This window comes from Frigoribacterium sp. 2-23, from assembly GCF_049601585.1.
Lineage (GTDB): Bacteria > Actinomycetota > Actinomycetes > Actinomycetales > Microbacteriaceae > Frigoribacterium.
Genome location: NZ_CP187126.1, coordinates 992,826 through 1,013,868, shown reverse-complemented (window position 1 = coordinate 1,013,868; position 21,043 = coordinate 992,826). Strand labels below are relative to the sequence as shown.

The window sequence follows — 21,043 nt, the reverse complement described above, 5'->3', positions numbered from 1 at the left end:
TAGCCGTCGGCGTGGCGGCCCGGGTCCGTGGTTCTTCTCTAGGCTGAGCGGAGTCCCTACCCGGAGGTTCGATTGCACACCTGGCCAGGCAACCCCTACCCCCTCGGCGCCACCTACGACGGCAGCGGCACGAACTTCGCGATCTTCAGCGAGGCGGCCTCCCGTGTCGAGCTCTGTCTCTTCGACGAGCACGGTGCCGAGACCCGCGTCGATCTCACCGAGGTCGACGCCTACGTGTGGCACGCGTACCTGCCGACCGTGCAGCCCGGTCAGCGGTACGGCTACCGCGTGCACGGCGAGTACGACCCCGAGAACGGCACCCGCGCCAACCCGAACAAGCTGCTGCTCGACCCGTACGCCAAGGCGACCTGCGGCGACATCGACTGGGACGAAGCGCTGTTCGCCTACAACTTCGGCGACCCCGACTCGAAGAACGACAAGGACAGTGGCCCGCACATGATGCTGGGCGTCGTCATCAACCCGTTCTTCGACTGGCAGGGCGACCGACCGCCCAAGTACAGCTATGACGAGACCGTGATCTACGAGGCCCACGTCAAGGGCCTGACCGAGACGCACCCCGACATCCCCGAGGAGCAGCGCGGCACGTACGCCGGCGTCGCGCATCCGGCGATCATCGACCACCTCAAGAAGCTCGGCATCACGACGCTCGAGCTGATGCCGGTGCACCAGTTCGTGCAGGACAACACGCTGCTCGAGAAGGGCCTCAGCAACTACTGGGGCTACAACACCATCGGCTTCTTCGCCCCGCAGGCGGCCTACTCGTCGACCGGCGACCTGGGCCAGCAGGTGCAGGAGTTCAAGAACATGGTGCGGGTGCTGCACGAGGCGGGCATCGAGGTCATCATCGACGTCGTCTACAACCACACCGCCGAGGGCAACCACCTCGGGCCGACCCTGTCGTTCAAGGGCATCGACAACGCGGCCTACTACCGGCTGATGGACGACGACAAGCAGTTCTACATGGACTACACGGGAACCGGCAACAGCCTGAACGTCCGCCATCCGCACTCGCTGCAGCTGATCATGGACAGCCTGCGCTACTGGGTCACCGAGATGCACGTCGACGGGTTCCGCTTCGACCTCGCCGCGTCGCTGGCCCGCGAGTTCTACGAGGTCGACCGCCTGTCGACGTTCTTCGAGCTCGTGCAACAAGACCCGATCGTCTCGCAGGTGAAGCTCATCGCCGAGCCGTGGGACGTCGGCCCGGGCGGATACCAGGTGGGCAACTTCCCGCCTCAATGGACCGAATGGAACGGCAAGTACCGCGACACCGTGCGCGACTTCTGGCGCGGCGAGCCCGCGACGCTCGGCGAGTTCGCGAGCCGCATCACGGGCTCGGCCGACCTCTACGAACGCGACGGCCGCCGCCCGGTGGCGAGCATCAACTTCGTCACGGCACACGACGGCTTCACGATGCGCGACCTGGTCAGCTACAACGACAAGCACAACGACGCCAACGGCGAGGGCAACAACGACGGCGAAAGCCACAACCGGTCGTGGAACTCGGGTGTCGAGGGCGAGACGAGCGACGTCGAGATCCGCGCCCTGCGCCAGCAGCGCCAGCGCAACTTCCTGGCGACGCTGTTGCTCAGCCAGGGTGTGCCGATGCTGCTGCACGGCGACGAGCTCGGACGTACCCAGCGCGGCAACAACAACACGTACGCGCAGGACAGCGACATCAGCTGGGTCGACTGGGACAACGCCGACCGCGAGCTCATCGAGTTCACCGCCGAGGTGATCAAGCTGCGGCACGACCACCCGACCTTCCGTCGACAGCGATACTTCAACGGTCGACCCGTCACCCGCGGCGAGGGCGAACCCCTGCCCGACATCGTCTGGCTCACCCCGGAGGGCGACGCCATGCAGCCCGACGAGTGGAACACCTCGTACGCCAAGGCCATCGGCATGTTCCTGAACGGCAACGGCATCCGCGGCCGCGACGCCCGCGGCGGCCGGATCAGCGACGTCAACTTCGTGCTCTACTTCAACGCCAGCGAGCAGACCGTCACCTTCACCCTGCCGCCCGACGAGTACGCCGAGGGCTGGGAGGTCGTCGTCGACAGCACGGTCGAGGCACCGCCCCCGCCGCCCCAGCACGCCCCGCGAACCCCGGCCGCGACCCGCGCCTCCACGACGCCGCAGCCCCCCAGCCTCCCCGAACGCCCCACGGCGCTCGGGGCGGGAGACAGCCTGCCCGTGGCGGGCCGCTCTCTCGTCGTCCTCCGAGCCACGGCAGAGGACTCCGAGTGAACATCAGCCGCCACCCCCGTTCGACGTACCGCTTGCAGATCCGGTCGTCCTTCGACCTGAACGAGGCCGCGCGACTCGTGCCCTACCTCCGCGACCTCGGCGTCGACTGGGTCTACCTCTCGCCGGTGCTCGCTGCCGAGCCGGGCAGCGACCACGGCTACGACGTCGTCGACCACTCGCGCGTCGACCCCGACCGCGGCGGCGCCGACGGTCTCGCGGCCCTGTCGCGGGCCGCCCACGACGCCGGGCTCGGCGTCCTGGTCGACATCGTCCCGAACCACGTGGGCGTCGCGACGCCGAAGGCCTCACTCTGGTGGTGGGATCTGCTCCGTCTCGGCCGCGCGTCGCGCTACGCCGAGGCGTTCGACGTGGACTGGGAGGCGGGGGCCGGGCGCGTCCTCGTGCCCGTGCTCGGCGAGGCTCCTGCCGCCGACGGAACCATCGAAGGCCTCACGCTGGTGGGCGACGAGCTGCACTACTACGACACCGCCTACCCGATCGCCCCCGGCACCCGCGGCGACGAGCCGGCCGACGCCGCGGGCGCGGCCGCCGTGCACAGCCGTCAGAACTACGAGCTCGTGCACTGGACCCGGGCCGACAGCGATCTCAACTATCGCCGGTTCTTCGCGGTCAACACGCTCGCCGGCATCCGTGTCGAAGACGAGCGGGTCTTCGACGAGTCGCACGCCGAGATCGGCCGTTGGTTCGACGAGGGGCTCGCCGACGGCCTGCGGGTCGACCACCCGGACGGCCTCGCCGACCCCAAGGGCTATCTCGACCGCCTCGCGACGCTCACCGGCGGGGCACACGTGCTCGTCGAGAAGATCCTCGAGGGCGACGAGGCCCTGCCCGAGGACTGGGCCACCGACGGCACCACGGGCTATGACGCGCTCGCCGACCTCGACCGGCTGTTCGTCGACCCTGCGGGCGCCGCGACCTTGGGCTCGCTCGACGCCCGGTTGCGCGACGAGGCCGACGCCTTCTCGTGGGAGGCGATGATCCTCAGCACGAAGCGCGGTATCGCCGACGGCATCCTGGGGAGCGAGATCAATCGCCTGGCGCGCCTCCTGACGGCCCCGGGCGACGACGTCGACCCGCAGGTCGTCGACGCGCTGGCCGAGCTCGCCGCCGCCTTCCCCGTCTATCGCAGCTACCTGCCGCTCGGGGCGGCCGATCTCGTCGACGCGACTCGCGTCGCGATCGATCAGCGCCCCGACCTCGCCGACACGATCGAGAGCGTGGCGAGCACGCTCGGCGATCCGGCCCACCCGGCCGCCGTGCGGTTCCAGCAGACGAGCGGCATGGTGATGGCGAAGGGCGTCGAGGACACGGCGTTCTACCGATACAGCCGCCTGGCGACGCTCACCGAGGTCGGTGCCGACCCGAGCGAGTTCGCGATCACACCCGCCGAGTTCCACGCCCGGATGACGCGCCGCCTCGCCGACCGGCCGTTCGGCATGACGACCCTGTCGACCCACGACACGAAGCGCAGTGCCGACGTCCGTGCCCGGGTGTCGGTCCTGGCCGAGATCGCCGACGAATGGGTCGCCGCCCTCGACCGCCTGCGCGAGCTCGCGCCGCTCGGCGACGGACCGTTCGAGAACATCCTGTGGCAGAGCATCGTCGGCTCCTGGCCGGCGTCACGGGAGCGCCTGCACGCGTATGCCGAGAAGGCGTCGCGCGAGGCCGGCACGTCCACGACCTGGACGGCGCCCGACGAGGCCTTCGAGACGAAGATGCACGCCCTGGTCGACGCCTGCTTCGACGACGCGACCGTCCGCACCGAGGTCGCGCGCGTCGTCGACATCGTGCGTCGCCCCGGCTGGAGCAACGCCCTCGGCGAGGCCCTGCTGCAGATCACCGGACCGGGCGCGCCCGACGTGTACCAGGGCGGTGAGCTGTGGGATCTCTCCCTCGTCGACCCCGACAACCGCCGGCCCGTCGACTTCGACCGCCGCCGGCAGATCCTGGCCGACATCGACGCGGGTGCCCTGCCCGCGATCGACGACGAGGGCGGCGCCAAGCTGCTCGTGACGCGTCGGGCGCTGGCGCTCCGCCGCGATCACCCCGAGCTGTTCACCCGCTACGGCGCGCTGCCCGTGTTCGGCGAACAGGCCGGCTCGGCCGTCGCCGTCGATCGTGGTGGCGCCGTCGTCGTCGCGACGCGACTCCCCGTCGCCCTCGAGCAGGCGGGCGGCTGGGACGCCGGCGCGACGCCGACGGTGCTGCACGTCTCCGGAGGCGCCCGTCGCGACATCCTGACCGGTCGACGCTTCGAGGGCCCCGAGATCCGTCTCGCCGAGCTGCTCGCCACGTATCCCGTCGCCCTGCTCGTGCCCGACGGCACGACCGACGCCTCCCCCACCACCTCCACTCCCGAGGAGAACCGATGACCGTTCGCCTGTACGACGTCTGGGCCCCGCTGGCCTCCCGGGTGCGGCTGCACCTCGACGGGGACCTGCTGCCGATGACCGCCGACGACGGAGGCTGGTGGCGTGCGCCCGCCGGCCTCGACACGGCGAGCGGGCACCGCTACGGCTTCGTCCTCGACGACGGCGAGATCCCGCTGCCCGACCCCCGATCGATCCGTCAGCCCGACGGCGTGCACGGTCTGAGCGAGACGTACGACCCGACGACGTTCGCGTGGACGGACGATGCCTGGACCGGGCGCCGCCTGGGCGGCAGCGTCCTGTACGAGCTGCACATCGGCACGTTCACACCCGAAGGCACCCTCGACTCCGCCATCGCGCGGCTCCCCCACCTCGTGTCGCTCGGCGTGGACTTCGTTGAGATCCTGCCGGTCAACGGTGTCAACGGCCGCTGGAACTGGGGCTACGACGGCGTCGACTGGTTCACGGTCACCGACAACTACGGCGGGCCCGAGGCGTACCAGCGGTTCGTCGACGCGGCCCACGCGGCCGGCCTCGGCGTGATCCAGGACGTCGTCTACAACCACCTGGGCCCCTCGGGCAACTATCTGCCGAACTTCGGCCCGTATCTGTCGGGCAAGCACGCCAACACGTGGGGCGACAACGTCAACCTCGACGACGACGGATCGACCGAGGTGCGCGAGTTCATCCTCGACAACACGGCCCTCTGGCTCGATTCGTACCACGTCGACGCGCTCCGGCTCGACGCCGTGCACGCCCTGGTCGACGACAGCCCCGTGCACCTGCTGCGCGAGATGGCCGAACGGACGGAAGCGCTCAGCACGCACCTGCGTCGCCCATTGACCCTGATCGCCGAGAGCGACCTCAACGACCCGCGACTCATCACTCCCCGGGACGGCGGCGGCTACGGCCCCGAGCACCGCCCCGGCTACGGTCTCGACGCGCAGTGGTCGGACGACTTCCACCATGCCGTCCACGTCGCCCTGACCGGTGAGACGACCGGGTACTACGCCGACTTCGAACCGCTCGACGCCCTGGCCAAGGTGCTCACGAAGGGGTTCTTCCACGACGGCACGTATTCGTCGTTCCGCGAGCGCGAGCACGGCCACCCGATCGATACGCGCAACATGCCCGGCTGGCGCCTGGTCGTGGCGAACCAGAACCACGACCAGATCGGTAACCGGGCCATCGGCGATCGCCTCGCGGCGACCCTCGACGACGGCCGGCTCGTCATCGCCGCGGCGTTGACGCTGACGTCGCCCTTCACACCCATGCTGTTCATGGGCGAGGAATGGGCCGCATCGACCCCCTGGCAGTTCTTCACGTCGCACCCCGAGCACGATCTCGGCGAGGCGACGGCGAAGGGCCGGATCGCCGAATTCGCGAAGATGGGCTGGGACGAGTCCGTCGTGCCCGACCCGCAGGACCCCGAGACGTTCGAGAGGTCGCACCTCGACTGGTCCGAACTCGAGTCGGGGCGTCACGCTCGGGTGCTCGACGCCTACCGCCGACTCGCGCAGCTGCGCCGGTCGGAGCCGGGTCTCACCGATCCGAGCCTCGACGCGACCGGCGTGCGCTTCGACGCCGACGCACGGTGGCTCGTGCTCACTCGGGGCGACCTGCAGGTGGCCGTGAACTTCTCGGACGCGACGGTCACGCTCGACGTGACCGCCGCCTCCGTCGTCTTCACGAGTGACGAGGGCGTGACACTCGACGGCGGGCTGACCCTGCCACCGGCGTCGGTCGTCATCGTCCGCTGACCTCGGCGCCGCGGCGCGACCGCCCGATCAGCCGATCGGGCGGTCGAACCGTGCGCCCTCGGGCTTCGGCCCCATCAGCGAGAAGACGAAGAGCACGAGACTGCCCAGGTAGGGCACGAAGTTGATCAGGAGCCACCAGCCAGGCTGATCGATGTCGTGCAGTCGGCGGACGGTCAGGGCGAGGCTCGGGACGATGACGCCCAGCCAGACGACCAACCCGATGATGGCGAACGGATAGAAGCCGACACCGGGCTGGGACTCGCCGTAGGCATCGGTCGTCGAGCCCGCGAGACCGCCGAGCAAGGCGCCGAACGAGAGGACGATGCCCACGATGGCGAGGGCCAGGGCCGTCCACCAGTACTCGCTGCGGCTGGCACGACCCGAGAACGTCGCGTACTTCTGGAAGAACCGCTTGACCGCGGCGACCGGCGGCGCGCTGTAGTACGGAGCCCAGAGCGGCGGCTCTCCACCGGGGCCGACGGGCTGCTGGCCGTACGGGGCCGGCTGCTGGCCGTAGGGCTGCTGGCCGTAGGGCTGCTGGCCTCCGGAGGCCGGCGGCGAGTACGGCGACTGCCCGTAGGGCTGTTGCTGCGACGGGTCGTTGGTCATGGTCCCCCCAAGAGAGCTCGCAGCTCCCGGTGAGCCGCGCGAGACGCCAGTTTAACGCGTGAGGGGGTCACGCGAGAAAGGCCCGTCACGCGCGTGTTCACGCGATGACGGGCCCCCGGACGACCGCGACTACGCGCGGCTGCGGATGTACTTCATCAGCCACCAGATGGCACCGATGAGCAGCAGCGCGATGCCGATGTAGAGCAAGAACATGGCTGCCTTGACGGCCACACCCAAGATGAGCAGGATGACGCCGACGACGATAAGAGCGATGATGAGTCCCATGCGGGGGACGCTACGCTCCCCCGGGCTCGAGCGCCCGATACCGGCGTCCGACTGCGCACGGGGTCACGAGCGCACGACGTCAGGAGTGCAGCGGCCGGTTCGACGCGGCGCGCACCGGCGAGACCCGGTGTGACGACGCCCGGACGCTCGGCAGCCGGCGGTGCCGCACGACCAGCTCGACGAGCGCACGGCCCCGGCGTCGCAGCCCCCACCGCGTCACCTTCGCGAGCGACTCGGTCACGATCGAGCCGCTCATCTTGGAGCTGCCGTGCACGCGCTCGGTGAACGTGATCGGCGTCTCCACGACCCGCAGGCCGGCCTGCAGCGCACGCCACAGCAGGTCGACCTGGAAGCAGTACCCACGCGACTCGACCTGCTCAAGATCGATGCGAGCCAGTGCCGAGGACCGGAAGGCACGGTACCCGCCCGTCGTGTCGGCCACCGTGATCCCGAGGGCGCCGCGCGTGTACCAGCTGCCGCCGCGGCTCAGCAGGATGCGGTGCAGCGGCCAGTTCTCGACACGGCCGCCGGGCACCCAGCGCGAGCCGAGAACGAGGTCGTTGTCGCCGAGCAGGGCGATCATCTCGGGCAGGTACTCCGGGTGGTGCGAACCGTCGGCGTCCATCTCGATCAGGGCCGCGTAACCGCGCTCGAGCCCCCAGGCGAAACCCGCGAGGTACGCCGCACCGAGCCCCGCCTTCTCGTGCCGGTGCATCACCGACACGCGGTCGTCGCGCGCCGCGTAGGCGTCGGCCAGCTCACCGGTGCCGTCGGGCGAGCCGTCGTCGACGACGAGCACGTCGACCGATGCGCCGGAGGCGAGGACGCGCCCGACGATCCAGTCGAGGTTGTCCTTCTCGTTGTAGGTCGGGATGATGACGAGGTTCTCGTTCACGATGCTGTTCCTCTCCCCTGCGGGTCGGGTCGGGTCGGGTGTCGGTGGGGCTGCTCGGGGCTGTGCTGCGGTCGCTCAGACGACCAGGTCGGCGAAGACGATCAGGTTGTCGTCGTAGTGGCCGGTGGACGTGTCGAAGTGACCGTCGCACGTGATCAGTCGCAGCGACGGGGTCGGGCTCGACCCGTACACGTCGCTGGTCGGGAACTGCTTCTTCGGCGCCCGCTCGCTGCCGCTGACCGTGAAGGTCTCCACGGCACCGGTCGAGAGGGTCACCTGGATCTCGGCACCGGGTGCCAGGTCGCCCAACCGGGCGAACACGGCCGGGCCGCTCGTCGAGTCGATGTGTCCGGCGATGACGGCCGGGCCGACCCCTCCGGGCACGACACCGCCGGCGAACCAGCCGGCCGACATCCACTCCTTGGGCGGGTCGAGCTCGCCCTGCGGGCCGATGCCGAGGTCTTCGAGTCCGGAGTCGACGCCGATCGACGGGATCTGCACCCGCACGGGCGTCGAACCGGCCGGAGGCTCGGTGTACGACGGCGCCGCCGGGTCCTGGAATCCACTGGTCGCGTTCGGTGCCGCCGCCGACGTGGACGACGGGCCCCGTGCCTCCTCGGCGGGTGACGTGCTGCCGTTCGGCTGTGCCGCGACCGCTCCGAGGGTGACGCCGCCACCGATGAGGACGACCACGGCGACGCCGATGGCGATCGCGGCACGCCGGTGCGACCGGATGAGCTCCGCGGCGCTCACGAGCTGACCGCCAACGGCGAGCAGGCGTCGAGGGCGTTGCCGTCCAGTTGCAGGGCGGCGAGCGCCGACCAGGCCGACCCGTAGTACGTCGGGGTCGACTGGGCCAGCCGGTCGGCCTGGAGCAGGTCGGCCTTGGCCTCGTCGCGCGAGCCGGCCGCGGCTTCGGCAGCGGCTCGGGCCGCGTAGGCCAGAGGGCTCTTGTCCGTGCCGGTGGCCTGGCCGCCGAGATCGAGCTGCATGGGGGGCTCCTCGTAGCGCTGGAGGGTCGGGGCCATCCGGGCCGCGAGTGCGACGTCGGCGGGGTCGCACGACTCGGCGTAGCGGAGACCGAGGCGAGCGGCGTCGTAGCTGTACTGCACGGTGCCCGACGTGCCGTCGGCACTCGGCAGCGGGTTGACCGCACCCGACTGCTCGACCTGGGCCCAGTCGCTCGGCAGGGCCGTGTCGGTGAGGATCGTCGTGGTGACCGCGCGCGAGCCCGTGACGAGCTCCGACCAGCGGGGGTCGCCCGTCGCCTTCGCCAACATCTCGAACGACGCGGGCGACGCGTACGACGGGTTGTAGGTCCACGGGGCCGAGGTCTTGGCCCAGGGGCCGGGCAAGAGGATGAGCCCGACGTCGGTCTGCGCCGTCATCGTGTCGAGCACGTCCGCGCCGAGCGTGGTGCCCGCCTCGGTGTATGCCGTGTCGTCGAACTTCTGACCGGCGAGCACGAGCGCCCGGGCGGCGTCCACGTCGGCGTCGCTCGCCGGCATGTCGTCGACGACCGCGCCCTTGTCCCAGCGCCAGGCGAGCAGACCGTCGTCGCGCACGAGGTTGTCCTTGGTCCACGACCAGATCTGCTCGAACGACTTCTCGTCGCCGAGCGCCACGGCGACGAGCATGCCGTAGGCCTGTCCCTCGCTGACGGTGTCGCCGCCCTGGTCGCGACGGACCACCCGGCCCTGGTCGACCCAGTCGCGCAGGAAGGCCTGCCCGATCTCGTCGGGGCTGCGGGCCGGGTCGGCCGACGCCGTCACCCCGGGGTCCGTGCTGCCGGGCTGACCGTTCTTCGCCGCGGTCGGCGTGTCGTCGCCGACGCCCACGATGAGGGAGGCGAGACCGGCGGTCACGGCGAGCGCCGCGACCACCACTACGGCCAACAGCAGTTTCGTCTTCGTCGTCATGGTCGTGCTCCATCTCCTGGTCGGAACGAGGTGTCCCTGATCGGGACGTCGTGCGGGCTCGCCGGCTCGCGCCTCAGCGGGTCAGGCCGAGGAGGCCGAGGAGAGGACCCCAGAAGCCGCTCGGGGTCGCGGTCTGCGCCTCCTGGTCGGCACCGGGGTGCTCGGCGAGGTAGCCGCCACCGGTCTGCACGCCGCCGACGGGCGTCGCGGCCGTGGCCGCGCTGTCGACGACCGGGACGACCGTCAGGCCGCCCGTGGAGTTGTCGAGCACGAACAGCGTCGTGATGCTGCCGGCCGCGAGGTTGACGTCGGCGGTGCCGTTGACGGACGTGCCGGTGAGCTTCAACGACCACGGGCCGGCGGCGACCGAGGCGTAGCCCGAGGCGCTGCCGAACGCGGCCTTCTCGGCGATCGTCGTGCCCGTGGTGGTCGCCACGGTGACGGTCTTCGAGACGTTCGCGGCCTGCACGAGACGGATTTTCGCCTGGCCGTCCGCGGGCGCGGTGAGATCGTCGTTGAAGACCTGGGTCTTGATCGACTTGGCGGGGCCGTAGGCCACGACCGTGATCGGCTCGCCCGACTTCACGGTGACGTTGGTGCTGATCACCGGGACGGCGCTCGCTCCGGCGCCGTTCGACGTCATCGAGACGACGTAGGTGCCGGCGGGGAGTGCCTGGTACGGGCTGACCTGGCCGTAGGTCACGTCGTCGAGGTCCATGACGACCTGGCCGCCCGACACGGAGGTCAGGGTCACGTCGACCGACTTGGTGTCGGGCGAGAGGTGCCCGACGCGGACCCAGCCGTCACCGTCGGCGGCGTGCACCGGGGAGGCCCCGACGAGCGAGGCGGCGAGGGCGGTGAAGAGCGCGATGACCAGCCCGAGGAGGACGAGGCCGCGCGGACGACGGGTGGTCGTCGATGCGGTGGAGGTGGCGGGTGCCATGAGGTGGTTCCTTTCCGGTCGGGTGCCGACTCGGCTGAGGCGGCTCGGTGAGGAGGTGCGCTGTGATGCGGCGAGGGAGGTGCGGTGAGGGTTGCGACGCGAGGCCGCGGTCGATCGGGTCACCCGATCACACCGGCCGGCGCGATCGCGGAGAACGTGACGAGCAGGCCGTCGGCGGTCTTCTCGACATGCTGGGGGGCGTAGGCGCCGTCGAGGCCGGTGAGGTACGCCCGGGCCAGGTCGAGGTCGACACCCGACGAGTTCGCGATCAGCACCTGGCGGTAGGGCTGCTCGGCCTCGCCCGGCAGGGCCTGCAGGTCGCCGACCGTGACGGGGCCGTTGACCATGAGCTGGGCCAGCACGATCACGGCGCGGGAGTCGAGACGGCCGTCGCGCAGGGCGCTCCGGACCTGGTCCGACGCACGGAGCGACGGGTTCTCGGCCAGCTCGGCCCCGACCTGCGAGCGAGCACTCGCGGCCGCCTGGGCCTGCTCGTCGGCGGCGGCGGTGCCCTGCGGGTCGATCTTGCGGACGTCGACCTGCTGGTCGCCGGTGCCGAAGCTGGCCACCACCGTCGAGTTGGTCAGCGCCTGCGAGATCTCGGGCGCGCTCGGACCCGACGTGCGGACGGACTCGGTCGTGACGATGTAGTCGGAGTCGCGCCACCCGTTGGGCGACTGCGCCTCCACGGCGCCGTCGGTGTCGAGCTTGTAGAACCAGATGACGTTGTCGCGGTCGAAGCCGTCGTTGACGAGGTCGACCCACATCGCGTCGTCCACGAGGAGGCGCGAGTCACGGGGCACGTTGGTCGCGATCCATCCCTCGGCCGACCTCATGGGCTGGTCGAGGTCGGACTGCGTGAAGCCTCGCAGCTGCACCGCCCAGAGCGGCACGATCGCCACGACGCCGGCCAGGGCCAGAGCGATCCACGCGGTCGAGCCGACCCGCGAGGCCACGGAGGCCGTGCCTCCGGCCCGTCGGCCCCGCCAGGCCTTCACGGCGCTGTCGGAGACCGCGGCGACGAGGAGGGCCGCGAACGGGATCAGCATGATCACGTACGGCACCGGCAGGTAGCCGTTCGGGCGGAACATGATGGCGACCGAGAACACCACGAGCGCGGCGATCGGACGCACCCGCTTCTGGAAGAGCCCGATCACCGCGGCGAGGACGCCGAGGGTGATCAGCACGGGATCGAGCAGCCACCACTGCGACACGGCCTGGAAGAACAGGCTGCCCGTGTCGAAGACGGACCCGCTGCCCTCGCGGCTGCCGAGCTGGTAGGTGATGCCCTCGAGGAGGCTCACCCGACCGGCGCCGGGCAGGAGCTCGCCCTTGACCGCGGCCAGGGCCACGTAGCTGAAGCCGATCAGCACGAGCAGCGCGGATGCGACCGACAGCGTGTAGCGACGAGTCGAGTGGTCGGCGTTCCGCCACATCGTCCAGGCGAGGAAGGGCAGGGCCAACAGGTACGTCTCTTTCGAGAGCACCGCGATGCCGAAGCTGACGGCCGACGCCGCGAAACCGGCGAGCTGGTACCGGCGACTCAAGGCGAGCAGGAAGGCGGCGAGGAGCCACGGGGTCGCCACGTTGTCGAGGTACACCGTGCGGTGGAACTGCACGGCGAGGGGCGAGACGGCGAACACGAGGGCAGCGGCAGCGGCGGCGGGTCGGCTGAGGCCGATGCGGCGGGCCAGGAGCCAGAGCAGGACGACGGCGACCAGCGTGAAGAAGAGCATGGCCTCGCGGGCTGCGATCACGGCGACGTCGTAGCGCGAGAACGCCCCGGTGAGACCGGTGTACGCCGAGATCTGGAGCCAGCCGACCGGGGGGTGGTCGTACCAATACGTGTAGTGCGCGAGCGAGCCGAGGTTCTGCACGGCCCAGGCTTGCGCCGTGTACGTGCCCTCGTCGTCGATGCGCTGCGGCGAACCGGCCATGTTGACCGCCTGGATGACGGCGCCGATCGCCATCACCGGCAGCAGCCAGACCAGGTTGGCGCCGTGGGCGCGCAGCCAGGACCGAGCCGCCGGGGCCGAGCGCGTCGTCGAGGCGGGCCGCGTGGCCACGGTGGGCGGGGCAGGACGGTGGGTGGTGGTCGTCATCGCTTGCCTCCCGTCATCGCGAGGACGGACTCGGGCTGACCGACGGTGACCGTCGACGTCGAGACGGGCTCGGCGACGGCGTCACGGTGCGCACCGGTGTGCTCGGTCTTCTCCCACGCGTTGAGGTTGCGCAGCTGGCGGTAGACGGCTCGCACCGCGGCGAGCGCGAGGAAGATCTGGTACGGGATGAGACCCAGGACGAGTCGTACGTAGTCGCGCACCCGGACCTTCTGGCCGTACGTGCGGCCGAACTCGGCCAGACCCGTGAACTCCACGGCCAGCAGCACCAGGGTCGGCGCGACCGGGATGAACGAGATGAGCGCGACGGCGGTCGGCACCTTGATCGTGAAGATGAGCAGCACGGAGATCGGGATGAGCAGACCGGTGGCCGCCTGGATGAACGGCATGGTGAGCAGGTAGCGGGCGAAGAACCGCTGGCGCATCGTCGGCAGCTTCTTCCACTCGCCCTTGCCGTAGACCTGCATGAAGCCCTGGTTCCACCGGGTGCGCTGCTTGAGCAGCGACATGAAGGTTCCCGGCGTCTCCTCGCGGGTGACGACCTCCGGGCTGTACGCGACGACGACGTTGGCACCGGCGCTCGAGAGTCGGACGCCGAGCTCGCAGTCCTCCGCGAGGCAGGCCGCGTCCCACCCCTCGGACCAGTCCAGCCAGGCCTTGCGGACGAAGACGGTGTTCCCGCCGAGCGGGATGAACTTCGACTTCGCGTGGAAGTGAAGACGCGAGCGGAACCAGAAGTAGTACTCGAGCACGTTGCGGAGGCTCCACCAGCTGGTCTGGAAGTTCATCAGCTGCACGCCGCCCTGGACGACATCGGCATCGGTCTCGGTGAAGCGCGAGTCGACGAGGCTCAGGAGGCGCGGGTGCACCTCGTCCTCGGCGTCGAACACGCCGACGATCTCGCCGCGAGCGCTCTGCAGCGCGAGGTTGAGCGCCTTGGGCTTGTTCTTCGGCACGCTGGAGTCGACGATCACACGGATGATGTCGGGGTTGCGCGCGGCGGCCTCGCGGGCGACGCGCTCCGTGCCCGGGTCGTCGTGACCGACGATCGCGATGATCTCGAAGTCGGGGTGGTCCTGCAGGGCGAGTCGGTCGAGGGTCTGGCCCATGACCTCCTCCTCGTGGCGTCCGGGGACGAGCAGCGTGAAGGAGTGACCGGCGGGCAGCGGGTTCGAGCTGAACTGGCTGCCCTCGAGGTTGTCGCGGGACCGCCACGCGTGCAGCATCCACCAGAGCGTGGACACGGCCACGAGGGTGAGCAGCAGCGACACGACGATGAGTGCCGAGTAGCCGACCCACTCGAAGGGGGTCCAGTCGGGCAGGCGGAGACCGGAGAAGTCGACACCACTCGTGGTGGACTCCCCGCGGTTCGGCAGCAGCGTGCCCGGGGACGCCGGGGCTTGGGGCGTGAGCAGCGGGCCGGGCTCGCCGGCAGCGAGCACGGAGATCGGATTCTGCGTCGGGTCAGTCGACACGGGAGGCACTCTCCTGGTAAGTCGTCGGGTTGTCGGGCTGGAGGGGCGCTCGTCGGGGAACAGCGCCCCGGGCTCGGGTGACCCTCAAAGGGGGGTGGCGAGTCGGGTGTTGTAACCGCTTCGGGGGACACGGTGGGATCGGTTTGGTCGGGTCGGTCGTTTCCAGCTTTTTGCCAGGCTCTCGACACACGCCGTTAACGCCGCCGTTGACCGGCACGGGCCCACGGCACGTCCACCCCGGCGTACGGTGGCCCCATGGAATTCAGATACCTCGGCAACAGCGGCCTCAAGATCTCCGAGATCACCTACGGCAACTGGCTCACCCACGCGTCCCAGGTCGAGAACGACGTCGCGACGCAGTGCGTCCGTGCCGCCCTCGACAACGGCATCAGCACCTTCGACACGGCGGACGCCTACGCGAACACGGCGGCCGAGCAGGTCCTGGGCGATGCACTCAAGGGCGAGCGTCGCGAATCCCTCGAGATCTTCACGAAGGTCTACTGGCCGACCGGCCCGCGCGGCCACAACGACGTCGGGCTGAGCCGGAAGCACATCCTCGAGTCCATCGACGGGTCGCTCACGCGACTCGGCACGGACTACGTCGACCTGTACCAGGCGCACCGCTTCGACTCCGAGACACCGCTGGAAGAGACGATGCAGGCGTTCGCCGACGTCGTCCGCGCCGGCAAGGCCCTCTACATCGGCGTCAGCGAGTGGTCGGCCGAGCAGATCCGCGCGGGCCACGAGCTCGCCGTCAAGCTCGGAGTGCAGCTCATCTCGAACCAGCCGCAGTACTCGATGCTGTGGCGCGTCATCGAGAGCGAGGTCGTCCCCACCAGCAAGCAGTACGGCCTCGGCCAGATCGTCTGGTCGCCCATCGCCCAGGGTGTCCTCACCGGCAAGTACAAGCCGGGCGCCGAGCTCCCCGCCGGCAGCCGCGCGACCGACGAGAAGGGAGGCGCGAACACGATCAAGCGCTTCCTCACGGACGAGGTGCTCACCGGCGTCGCGGGGCTCGAGCCCATCGCCGCCGACCTCGGCCTGTCGATGGCACAGCTCGCCGTGGCCTGGGTGCTGCAGAACGACAACGTGTCGTCGGCCATAATCGGCGCGTCGAAGCCCGAACAGGTCGCCGACAACGTGAAGGCGGCGGGCGTGCGCCTGCCCGCCGAGGTCATGACGAAGATCGACCAGACCCTCGCCGGCCTCTACGAGACGGACCCCGAGAAGACCGTCTCGCCCGAGTCGCGCCCGGCCTGATCACGACCGCCCGATCCGGGCGATCTCGACGGGAATGGATTCCTCGTCGATGCACTTGCATATACTCGTCATCGCACTTCGGTGACATGACACCGACTTAGCCCCCTTCCTTCTACGTTTGGAGAAACCATGAGCATCACCGCAGAGAAGATCCCCGCCGGCACCTGGACCCTCGACCCCACGCACTCCGAGGTCGCCTTCAGCGTCCGTCACCTCGCCATCAGCAAGGTCAAGGGCACGTTCGAGAAGTTCGACGCGTCGCTCGTCACCGCCGAGGACCACACGGCCAGCAAGGTCACCGCGTCGATCGACGTGGCCTCGGTCAACACGAACCAGAAGGACCGCGACGGTCACCTGCAGACCGGCGACTTCTTCCTCGCCGAGGAGCACCCCCAGATGACGTTCGTCTCGAACTCCATCGAGGAGAAGGGCGACGACGCGTTCCTCGTGCACGGCGACCTCACCCTTCGCGGCGTCACGAAGCAGGTCACCCTGAAGAGCGAGTTCGGTGGTCTCGTCGTCGACGGCTACGGCCAGACGAAGCTCGGCTTCTCGGCCACGACCAAGATCGACCGCACCGAGTTCGGTGTCACCTGGAACGCCGCCCTCGAGGCCGGCGGCTTCACGCTCGGCAACGACATCACCGTGACGCTCGAGATCCAGTTCGTGCTGGCCCAGTAATCCCCTCTCGGGCGCTGACCGCGCCCTCACGACGACAGGCCGTGGCGATCGTTCGCCGCGGCCTGTCGTCGTTCCCGGCGTCAGACGCGCGGGGCGAGCACCCGCCGCAGCACCGCCCGCTCCCCCAGCGTCCACACGGCGCTCGTCACGAGGTACAGAGCCGCCGCCAGCGGGGCGATCGCGGCGAACAGCACGCTGATGAACGGCAGCCAGCGCGTCAGGACGGCCATGCCCGGTACGGCGGCGGTCGCGGCCTCCGTCGACGCGGCCCCGGCCGCCCGGACACCGGCACGCCGGGTCAGCTCGACCACCACCGCCAGCACGGCCAGCAACACGACGAACGGCAGCAGCGCCGGGACGCCGGCCCCCGCGGCGACGAACAGGTTCGAGCCGAGCGCGACGCCGGCGAAGGTCTGCGTCAGCAAGACGTTGGCGTGACCCGCGATCGACGCGTGGACGAACAGCGAATACACGGCGGACACGACCGGAGCCTGCGCCAGCAGGGGCAGACAGCCCGCCAGCGGCGACACCTTCTCCGACGTGTACAACTCGAGCATCGCCTTGTTGAGCTTCTCCTTGTCGGTGATGCGACGGCGCAGGTCGGCGATCTTGGGGGCGAGTCGGCGACGCGCGAACTCGGCCCGGACCTGCGAGACCCCGACGGGCACGAGCACGAGCCGCACGAGGACGGTCAGCAGCACGACGGCGAGCGCCGCGGCACTCGCGCCGGCGAGGGGTTCGACGGCCGAGCCGAGGGCCGAGACGAACCGGGAGAGGCCGTCGAGCACGACGGCGAAGGGCGGGAAGAGGGACAGATCCATGACGTGGTCCTCACGACGAGAAGGGAGAAGAGGGGTCTTCTGGCCGTCGAGGTCCGTGCCGGCGCCCGAGGGGCGCGGGTGGTTCAGACGGCCGTGACGACTCGTCCCGGGGCGCGCGAGCGCACGTGGCCGTCCGCGTCGGGGTCGCGGTTCCAGACGAGGAGGCGCGTGTCGGCTCTCTCTCGCAGCGGCACGCTCGGTTGCGTCCCGGCCAGACCGCACAACGTCAGGACGACGCGGAGGACACCCACGGCGACGAGCGCCGTCGCGGCACCGAGCAGACCGACCAGCACGAGGGCCGAGACGGGGCCGCCGCCGCCGAGCAGGACGACCTCGATCGACGCGAGGAGTCGCATCAGCAGGTCGAGGGCGGCGGTCACGCATCGACTCTAACCCGGCGCGGGCTACGCTGCCGGGAACACCCCGGCCGACTCCGCTGTTCTCCCTCGAGTCGAGCCGGCGATGCACCGGCTCCGCATCGACCGTGGCGACACGCTCTCGATTCGTACGCACCGCCTCCGGAAGGACTCTCCATGACCGTCGACTGGATCACCCTGCAGCAGCGAGCCCACGACGAGTTCGCGAGTCGCGTGGCCGCGGTCGACGACTGGGACGCCCCGACGCCCGACACCGACTGGACGGTGCGCGACCTCGTCCGGCACGTCACGCGCGAGCAGCAGTGGGTGCCCGTGCTCCTCGAGGGCGGCCACCCGTCCGAGTCCGACACGGTGGTCGAGCCGCTCGGCGACGACCTGGTCGCCGAATGGCGCCGGTGGTCGACGGCCGCGACCGAGGCCTGGCGGGCGGCCGACCCCGACGCCGACGTCACGCTCAGCACCGAGGTCGTCGCCGTGAAGGAGTACCTGGCCGAGCAGGTCAGCGACGTGACCATCCACACCTGGGACCTCAGCCGCGCCATCGGCGCCGACGAGGAGCTCGACGACGACCTCGTCGAGGCCGTGTGGGGGGTCTTCGAACCGCAGAAGGACGCACTCGAGGCGTCGGGGCTGTTCGCGTCGCCCGTGCCCGTCGGCGACGACGCCCCGCTGCGCATCCGTCTGCTCGCGCTGACGGGACGCGACGCGCGCTGACCCCGGGCGGTCGCCGAGGGCGAGCGTCCAGGGAACCCGCCGCGCCGGATGGTTTGCTGATCGCATGAGCGCCCGATCCGATCGGCCGTGGCTGCACAGCTACGCGCCCGCCGTCCCCGCCGACATCCAGCCCGTCACGGGCACCCTGGTCGACCTCGTCGACGACGCCGTCGCCGACTACCGGCACCACGTGGCACTCGAGTTCTTCGGTCGCGAGACCACCTACCGTCAGCTCGGCGACCAGGTGTCGCGGGTCGCCGAAGGGCTCCGGAGGCTCGGTGTCGGTCGCGGGGACCGCGTCGCGCTGCTGCTGCCGAACAGTCCGCAGCACGTGGTGGCGTTCTACGCCGTGCTGCGTCTCGGCGCGGTCGTCGTCGAGCACAACCCGCTCTACACCGATCGCGAGCTCCGGCACCTGTTCGAGGATCACGGCGCCAAGGTCGCCATCGCCTGGGACAAGCTGACCGACCGGCTGAACGACCTGCCGTCCGACATCGCCTTCCGCGCCGTCGTCTCGGTCGACATCACCCGCGCCATGCCGCTCGGCACCCGGGTCGCACTGAAGCTGCCGATCCCCGCGGCCCGCAAGTCCCGCCAGGCGCTCACGTCCTCCAGCCGCGCGGCGACGACGTGGGAGGACCTGGTCTCGTCCCCGCGCCTCCGACGTCGTCACGATCGACCGGGGCTCGACGACATCGCGCTGCTGCAGTACACGAGCGGGACGACGGGCGCGCCCAAGGGCGCGATCCTCACGCATCGCAACCTGCGCAGCAATCAGACGCAGGGCCGCGCCTGGGTGCCCGGCCTCCGCGACGGCGCGGAGACGGTCTACGGTGTCCTGCCGTTCTTCCACGCCTATGGACTCACGCTCTGCCTCACCTTCGCCATCAGCCTCGGCGCCCGCCTGGTGCTCTTCCCGAAGTTCGACGTCGACCTCGTGCTCAAGGCGGCGAAGAAACACCCGCCGACCTTCCTGCCCGCGGTGCCGCCCATCTACCAGCGGCTCGCCGACGCGGCCGAGGAACGCGGCGTCGACCTGTCGGCCGCCCGCTTCTCGATCTCGGGTGCGATGAACCTGCCCGTCTCGGTCACGACGTCGTGGGAGCGGGTCAGCCGCGGCATCCTCGTCGAGGGCTACGGCCTGACCGAGACCTCGCCCGTGTCCCTCGGCAACCCGATGGGCCCGACCCGCAGGCCGGGCACGGTCGGTGTGCCGTTCCCGTCGACCGAGGCGCGCGTCGTCGACCGCGACGATCCCACGGTCGCCGTGGCCCCCGGCGCGGCCGGTGAGCTGCTGCTGCGCGGGCCGCAGGTGTTCCGGGGCTACTGGAACCGACCCGACGAGACGGCCGCGGCCTTCGTCGACGGCGACTGGTTCCGCACCGGCGACATCGTCAGCATGAGCGACGACGGCTTCGTCACGATCGTCGATCGCATCAAGGAGCTCATCGTGACCGGCGGCTTCAACGTCGCGCCGTCCGAGGTCGAGGAGGCGATCGTCGGCTACGACGGTGTCGCCGAGGCCGCCGTCGTGGGCATCCCCCGCCCGGGCGGCGGCGAGGACGTCGTCGCCGCGGTCGTCCTGTCGGCCGGCACGGAGCTCGACGAGGATGCGATCCGCGAGTGGTGCCGCGAGCGCCTGGCGGCCTACAAGGTGCCGAGACGTGTCGTCGTGCTCGACGAGCTGCCCAAGTCGCTGATCGGCAAGGTGCTCCGCCGCCACGTGCGCGAGGCGCTCATCGCGGCCGACTGAGTCCGGTCGAAATGGACCGGGCGATACCGGTCAGAGTCCACGCCACCGGTCGATCGGCCACGTGATCACGAAGGCCCGGCCGACGACGTGGTCGATCGGCACGAAGCCCGCGTAGGGGCCCGTCTGGTGCGCCCGGGAGTCGCCCGAGTGGTTGCGGTTGTCACCCATCACCCAGAGGGCGCCGTCGGGCACCGTGACGTCGAAGTCCGTCAAGGAGGCGCGGGCCTGCCCCGCAGGCAGCAACAGGTAGGGCTCGTCGAGCGGTGTGCCGTTCACGAGCAGATGCCCATCGGCGTCGCAGCAGCTGACGTGGTCGCCGGGGAGGCCGATGACCCGCTTCACGAGGTCCTGCTCGCCCTGGCCGCCGTAGCCGAGCCAGCCACCCGGGTCGTCGAACACCACGATGTCGCCGCGCTTCAGATCCGCGAAGCGCGGCACGAGCTCGTTGACGACGATTCGGTCGCCGATCTGCAGCGTGTCCTCCATCGACGCTGACGGGATGTAGAACGACCGCACGAGGAAGCTGCGGACGCCCCACGACACGAGCAGCGCGACGAGCACGACGACGACCAGGTCGCGGAGCAAGCGCCACGGGCCGCCGCGTCGTGGACGCAGGCCGGAGCGCCGCCCCCGCGGTCGTCGCAGCTCGATGTCCCCCGTCGTCCCCACTGCCTCGTCCGTCACGCGCTCATCCTGCCAGACCGCACGGGAAGAACTGCCTTGTTCTTAATATGTTCCGTGTGTAGTTTCGTCTATCACACACACATGGA

At 70.3% G+C, this 21,043-nt stretch carries 18 protein-coding genes; 7 read left to right on the top strand and 11 right to left on the bottom strand.

Annotated features, from left to right (window positions below):
* Nucleotides 1–72 precede the first annotated feature (72 nt).
* From glgX to treZ, 3 genes are read left to right on the top strand one after another with little or no spacing between them, the layout of a single operon-like run.
* The gene (gene glgX / locus ACPEEZ_RS04810) at nt 73–2,271 is read left to right on the top strand and encodes a glycogen debranching protein GlgX (RefSeq protein WP_423923353.1); all 2,199 of its coding nucleotides are present in this window, start codon (nt 73–75) and stop codon (nt 2,269–2,271) included.
* A complete protein-coding gene (treY, locus tag ACPEEZ_RS04805) occupies nt 2,268–4,664 on the top strand; it encodes a malto-oligosyltrehalose synthase (protein WP_423923351.1) in 2,397 nt (798 codons plus the stop codon). The genes glgX and treY overlap by 4 nt, the downstream gene beginning before the upstream one ends.
* On the top strand, nt 4,661–6,421 hold the full coding sequence (treZ, locus tag ACPEEZ_RS04800) for a malto-oligosyltrehalose trehalohydrolase (RefSeq protein ID WP_423923349.1): 1,761 nt from the start codon (nt 4,661–4,663) through the stop codon (nt 6,419–6,421). The genes treY and treZ overlap by 4 nt, the downstream gene beginning before the upstream one ends.
* A 27-nt stretch (nt 6,422–6,448) precedes the next feature.
* Here treZ and ACPEEZ_RS04795 read toward each other — a convergent pair whose 3' ends face one another.
* The 8 genes from ACPEEZ_RS04795 to ACPEEZ_RS04760 all read right to left on the bottom strand — a co-directional run bounded on the left by ACPEEZ_RS04795 (nt 6,449) and on the right by ACPEEZ_RS04760 (nt 14,667).
* On the bottom strand, nt 6,449–7,030 hold the full coding sequence (locus tag ACPEEZ_RS04795) for a DUF805 domain-containing protein (protein WP_423923347.1): 582 nt from the start codon (nt 7,028–7,030) through the stop codon (nt 6,449–6,451).
* 129 nt (nt 7,031–7,159) lie between these two features.
* On the bottom strand, nt 7,160–7,354 hold the full coding sequence (locus ACPEEZ_RS04790; RefSeq protein ID WP_423924178.1) for a hypothetical protein: 195 nt from the start codon (nt 7,352–7,354) through the stop codon (nt 7,160–7,162).
* A 40-nt stretch (nt 7,355–7,394) separates the two neighbouring features.
* Nucleotides 7,395–8,210, bottom strand: coding sequence for a polyprenol monophosphomannose synthase (locus ACPEEZ_RS04785; protein WP_423923345.1), 816 nt, complete (start codon nt 8,208–8,210; stop codon nt 7,395–7,397).
* A gap of 75 nt (nt 8,211–8,285) precedes the next feature.
* A complete protein-coding gene (locus tag ACPEEZ_RS04780) occupies nt 8,286–8,963 on the bottom strand; it encodes a class F sortase (RefSeq protein ID WP_423923343.1) in 678 nt (225 codons plus the stop codon).
* Nucleotides 8,960–10,129, bottom strand: a complete 1,170-nt coding sequence (locus ACPEEZ_RS04775; RefSeq protein WP_423923341.1) for a glycosyl hydrolase family 8 — start codon at nt 10,127–10,129, stop codon at nt 8,960–8,962. The genes ACPEEZ_RS04780 and ACPEEZ_RS04775 overlap by 4 nt, the downstream gene beginning before the upstream one ends.
* Before the next feature lie 73 nt (nt 10,130–10,202).
* A complete protein-coding gene (locus ACPEEZ_RS04770; RefSeq protein ID WP_423923339.1) occupies nt 10,203–11,072 on the bottom strand; it encodes a DUF4397 domain-containing protein in 870 nt (289 codons plus the stop codon).
* Nucleotides 11,073–11,191: 119 nt separating this feature from the next.
* Nucleotides 11,192–13,174 (bottom strand): phospholipid carrier-dependent glycosyltransferase, encoded by a 1,983-nt coding sequence (locus tag ACPEEZ_RS04765; protein ID WP_423923337.1) that lies wholly within the window; start codon nt 13,172–13,174, stop codon nt 11,192–11,194.
* Nucleotides 13,171–14,667: a glycosyltransferase gene (locus ACPEEZ_RS04760; protein WP_423923335.1), complete on the bottom strand. Its 1,497-nt coding sequence runs from the start codon at nt 14,665–14,667 to the stop codon at nt 13,171–13,173. Before ACPEEZ_RS04760 ends, ACPEEZ_RS04765 begins: the two co-directional genes overlap by 4 nt.
* Nucleotides 14,668–14,922: 255 nt before the next feature.
* Between ACPEEZ_RS04760 and ACPEEZ_RS04755 the strand changes: the two genes are divergently transcribed.
* Nucleotides 14,923–15,927: an aldo/keto reductase family protein gene (locus ACPEEZ_RS04755; protein ID WP_423923333.1), complete on the top strand. Its 1,005-nt coding sequence runs from the start codon at nt 14,923–14,925 to the stop codon at nt 15,925–15,927.
* A 129-nt stretch (nt 15,928–16,056) separates the two neighbouring features.
* Complete coding sequence (locus ACPEEZ_RS04750; RefSeq protein WP_423923331.1) at nt 16,057–16,608, top strand: YceI family protein; 552 nt, start codon at nt 16,057–16,059, stop codon at nt 16,606–16,608.
* A gap of 80 nt (nt 16,609–16,688) precedes the next feature.
* Here the strand turns inward: ACPEEZ_RS04750 and yidC are convergent, their stop codons facing one another.
* Entirely contained in the window at nt 16,689–17,429 is a 741-nt protein-coding gene (gene yidC, locus ACPEEZ_RS04745; RefSeq protein ID WP_423923329.1) for a membrane protein insertase YidC, read from the bottom strand.
* Nucleotides 17,430–17,512: 83 nt separating this feature from the next.
* On the bottom strand, nt 17,513–17,809 hold the full coding sequence (locus ACPEEZ_RS04740; protein WP_423923327.1) for a DUF6412 domain-containing protein: 297 nt from the start codon (nt 17,807–17,809) through the stop codon (nt 17,513–17,515).
* Between the two features lie 153 nt (nt 17,810–17,962).
* On the opposite strand from ACPEEZ_RS04740, the gene ACPEEZ_RS04735 reads away from it, so the two are divergent.
* Entirely contained in the window at nt 17,963–18,520 is a 558-nt protein-coding gene (locus ACPEEZ_RS04735; protein WP_423923326.1) for a TIGR03086 family metal-binding protein, read from the top strand.
* Nucleotides 18,521–18,584: 64 nt separating this feature from the next.
* Nucleotides 18,585–20,273, top strand: coding sequence for a long-chain-fatty-acid--CoA ligase (locus ACPEEZ_RS04730; protein WP_423923324.1), 1,689 nt, complete (start codon nt 18,585–18,587; stop codon nt 20,271–20,273).
* A 30-nt stretch (nt 20,274–20,303) separates the two neighbouring features.
* On the opposite strand, the gene lepB is transcribed toward ACPEEZ_RS04730, so the two are convergent.
* Entirely contained in the window at nt 20,304–20,918 is a 615-nt protein-coding gene (gene lepB, locus ACPEEZ_RS04725) for a signal peptidase I (protein ID WP_423924177.1), read from the bottom strand.
* Nucleotides 20,919–21,043 lie beyond the last annotated feature (125 nt).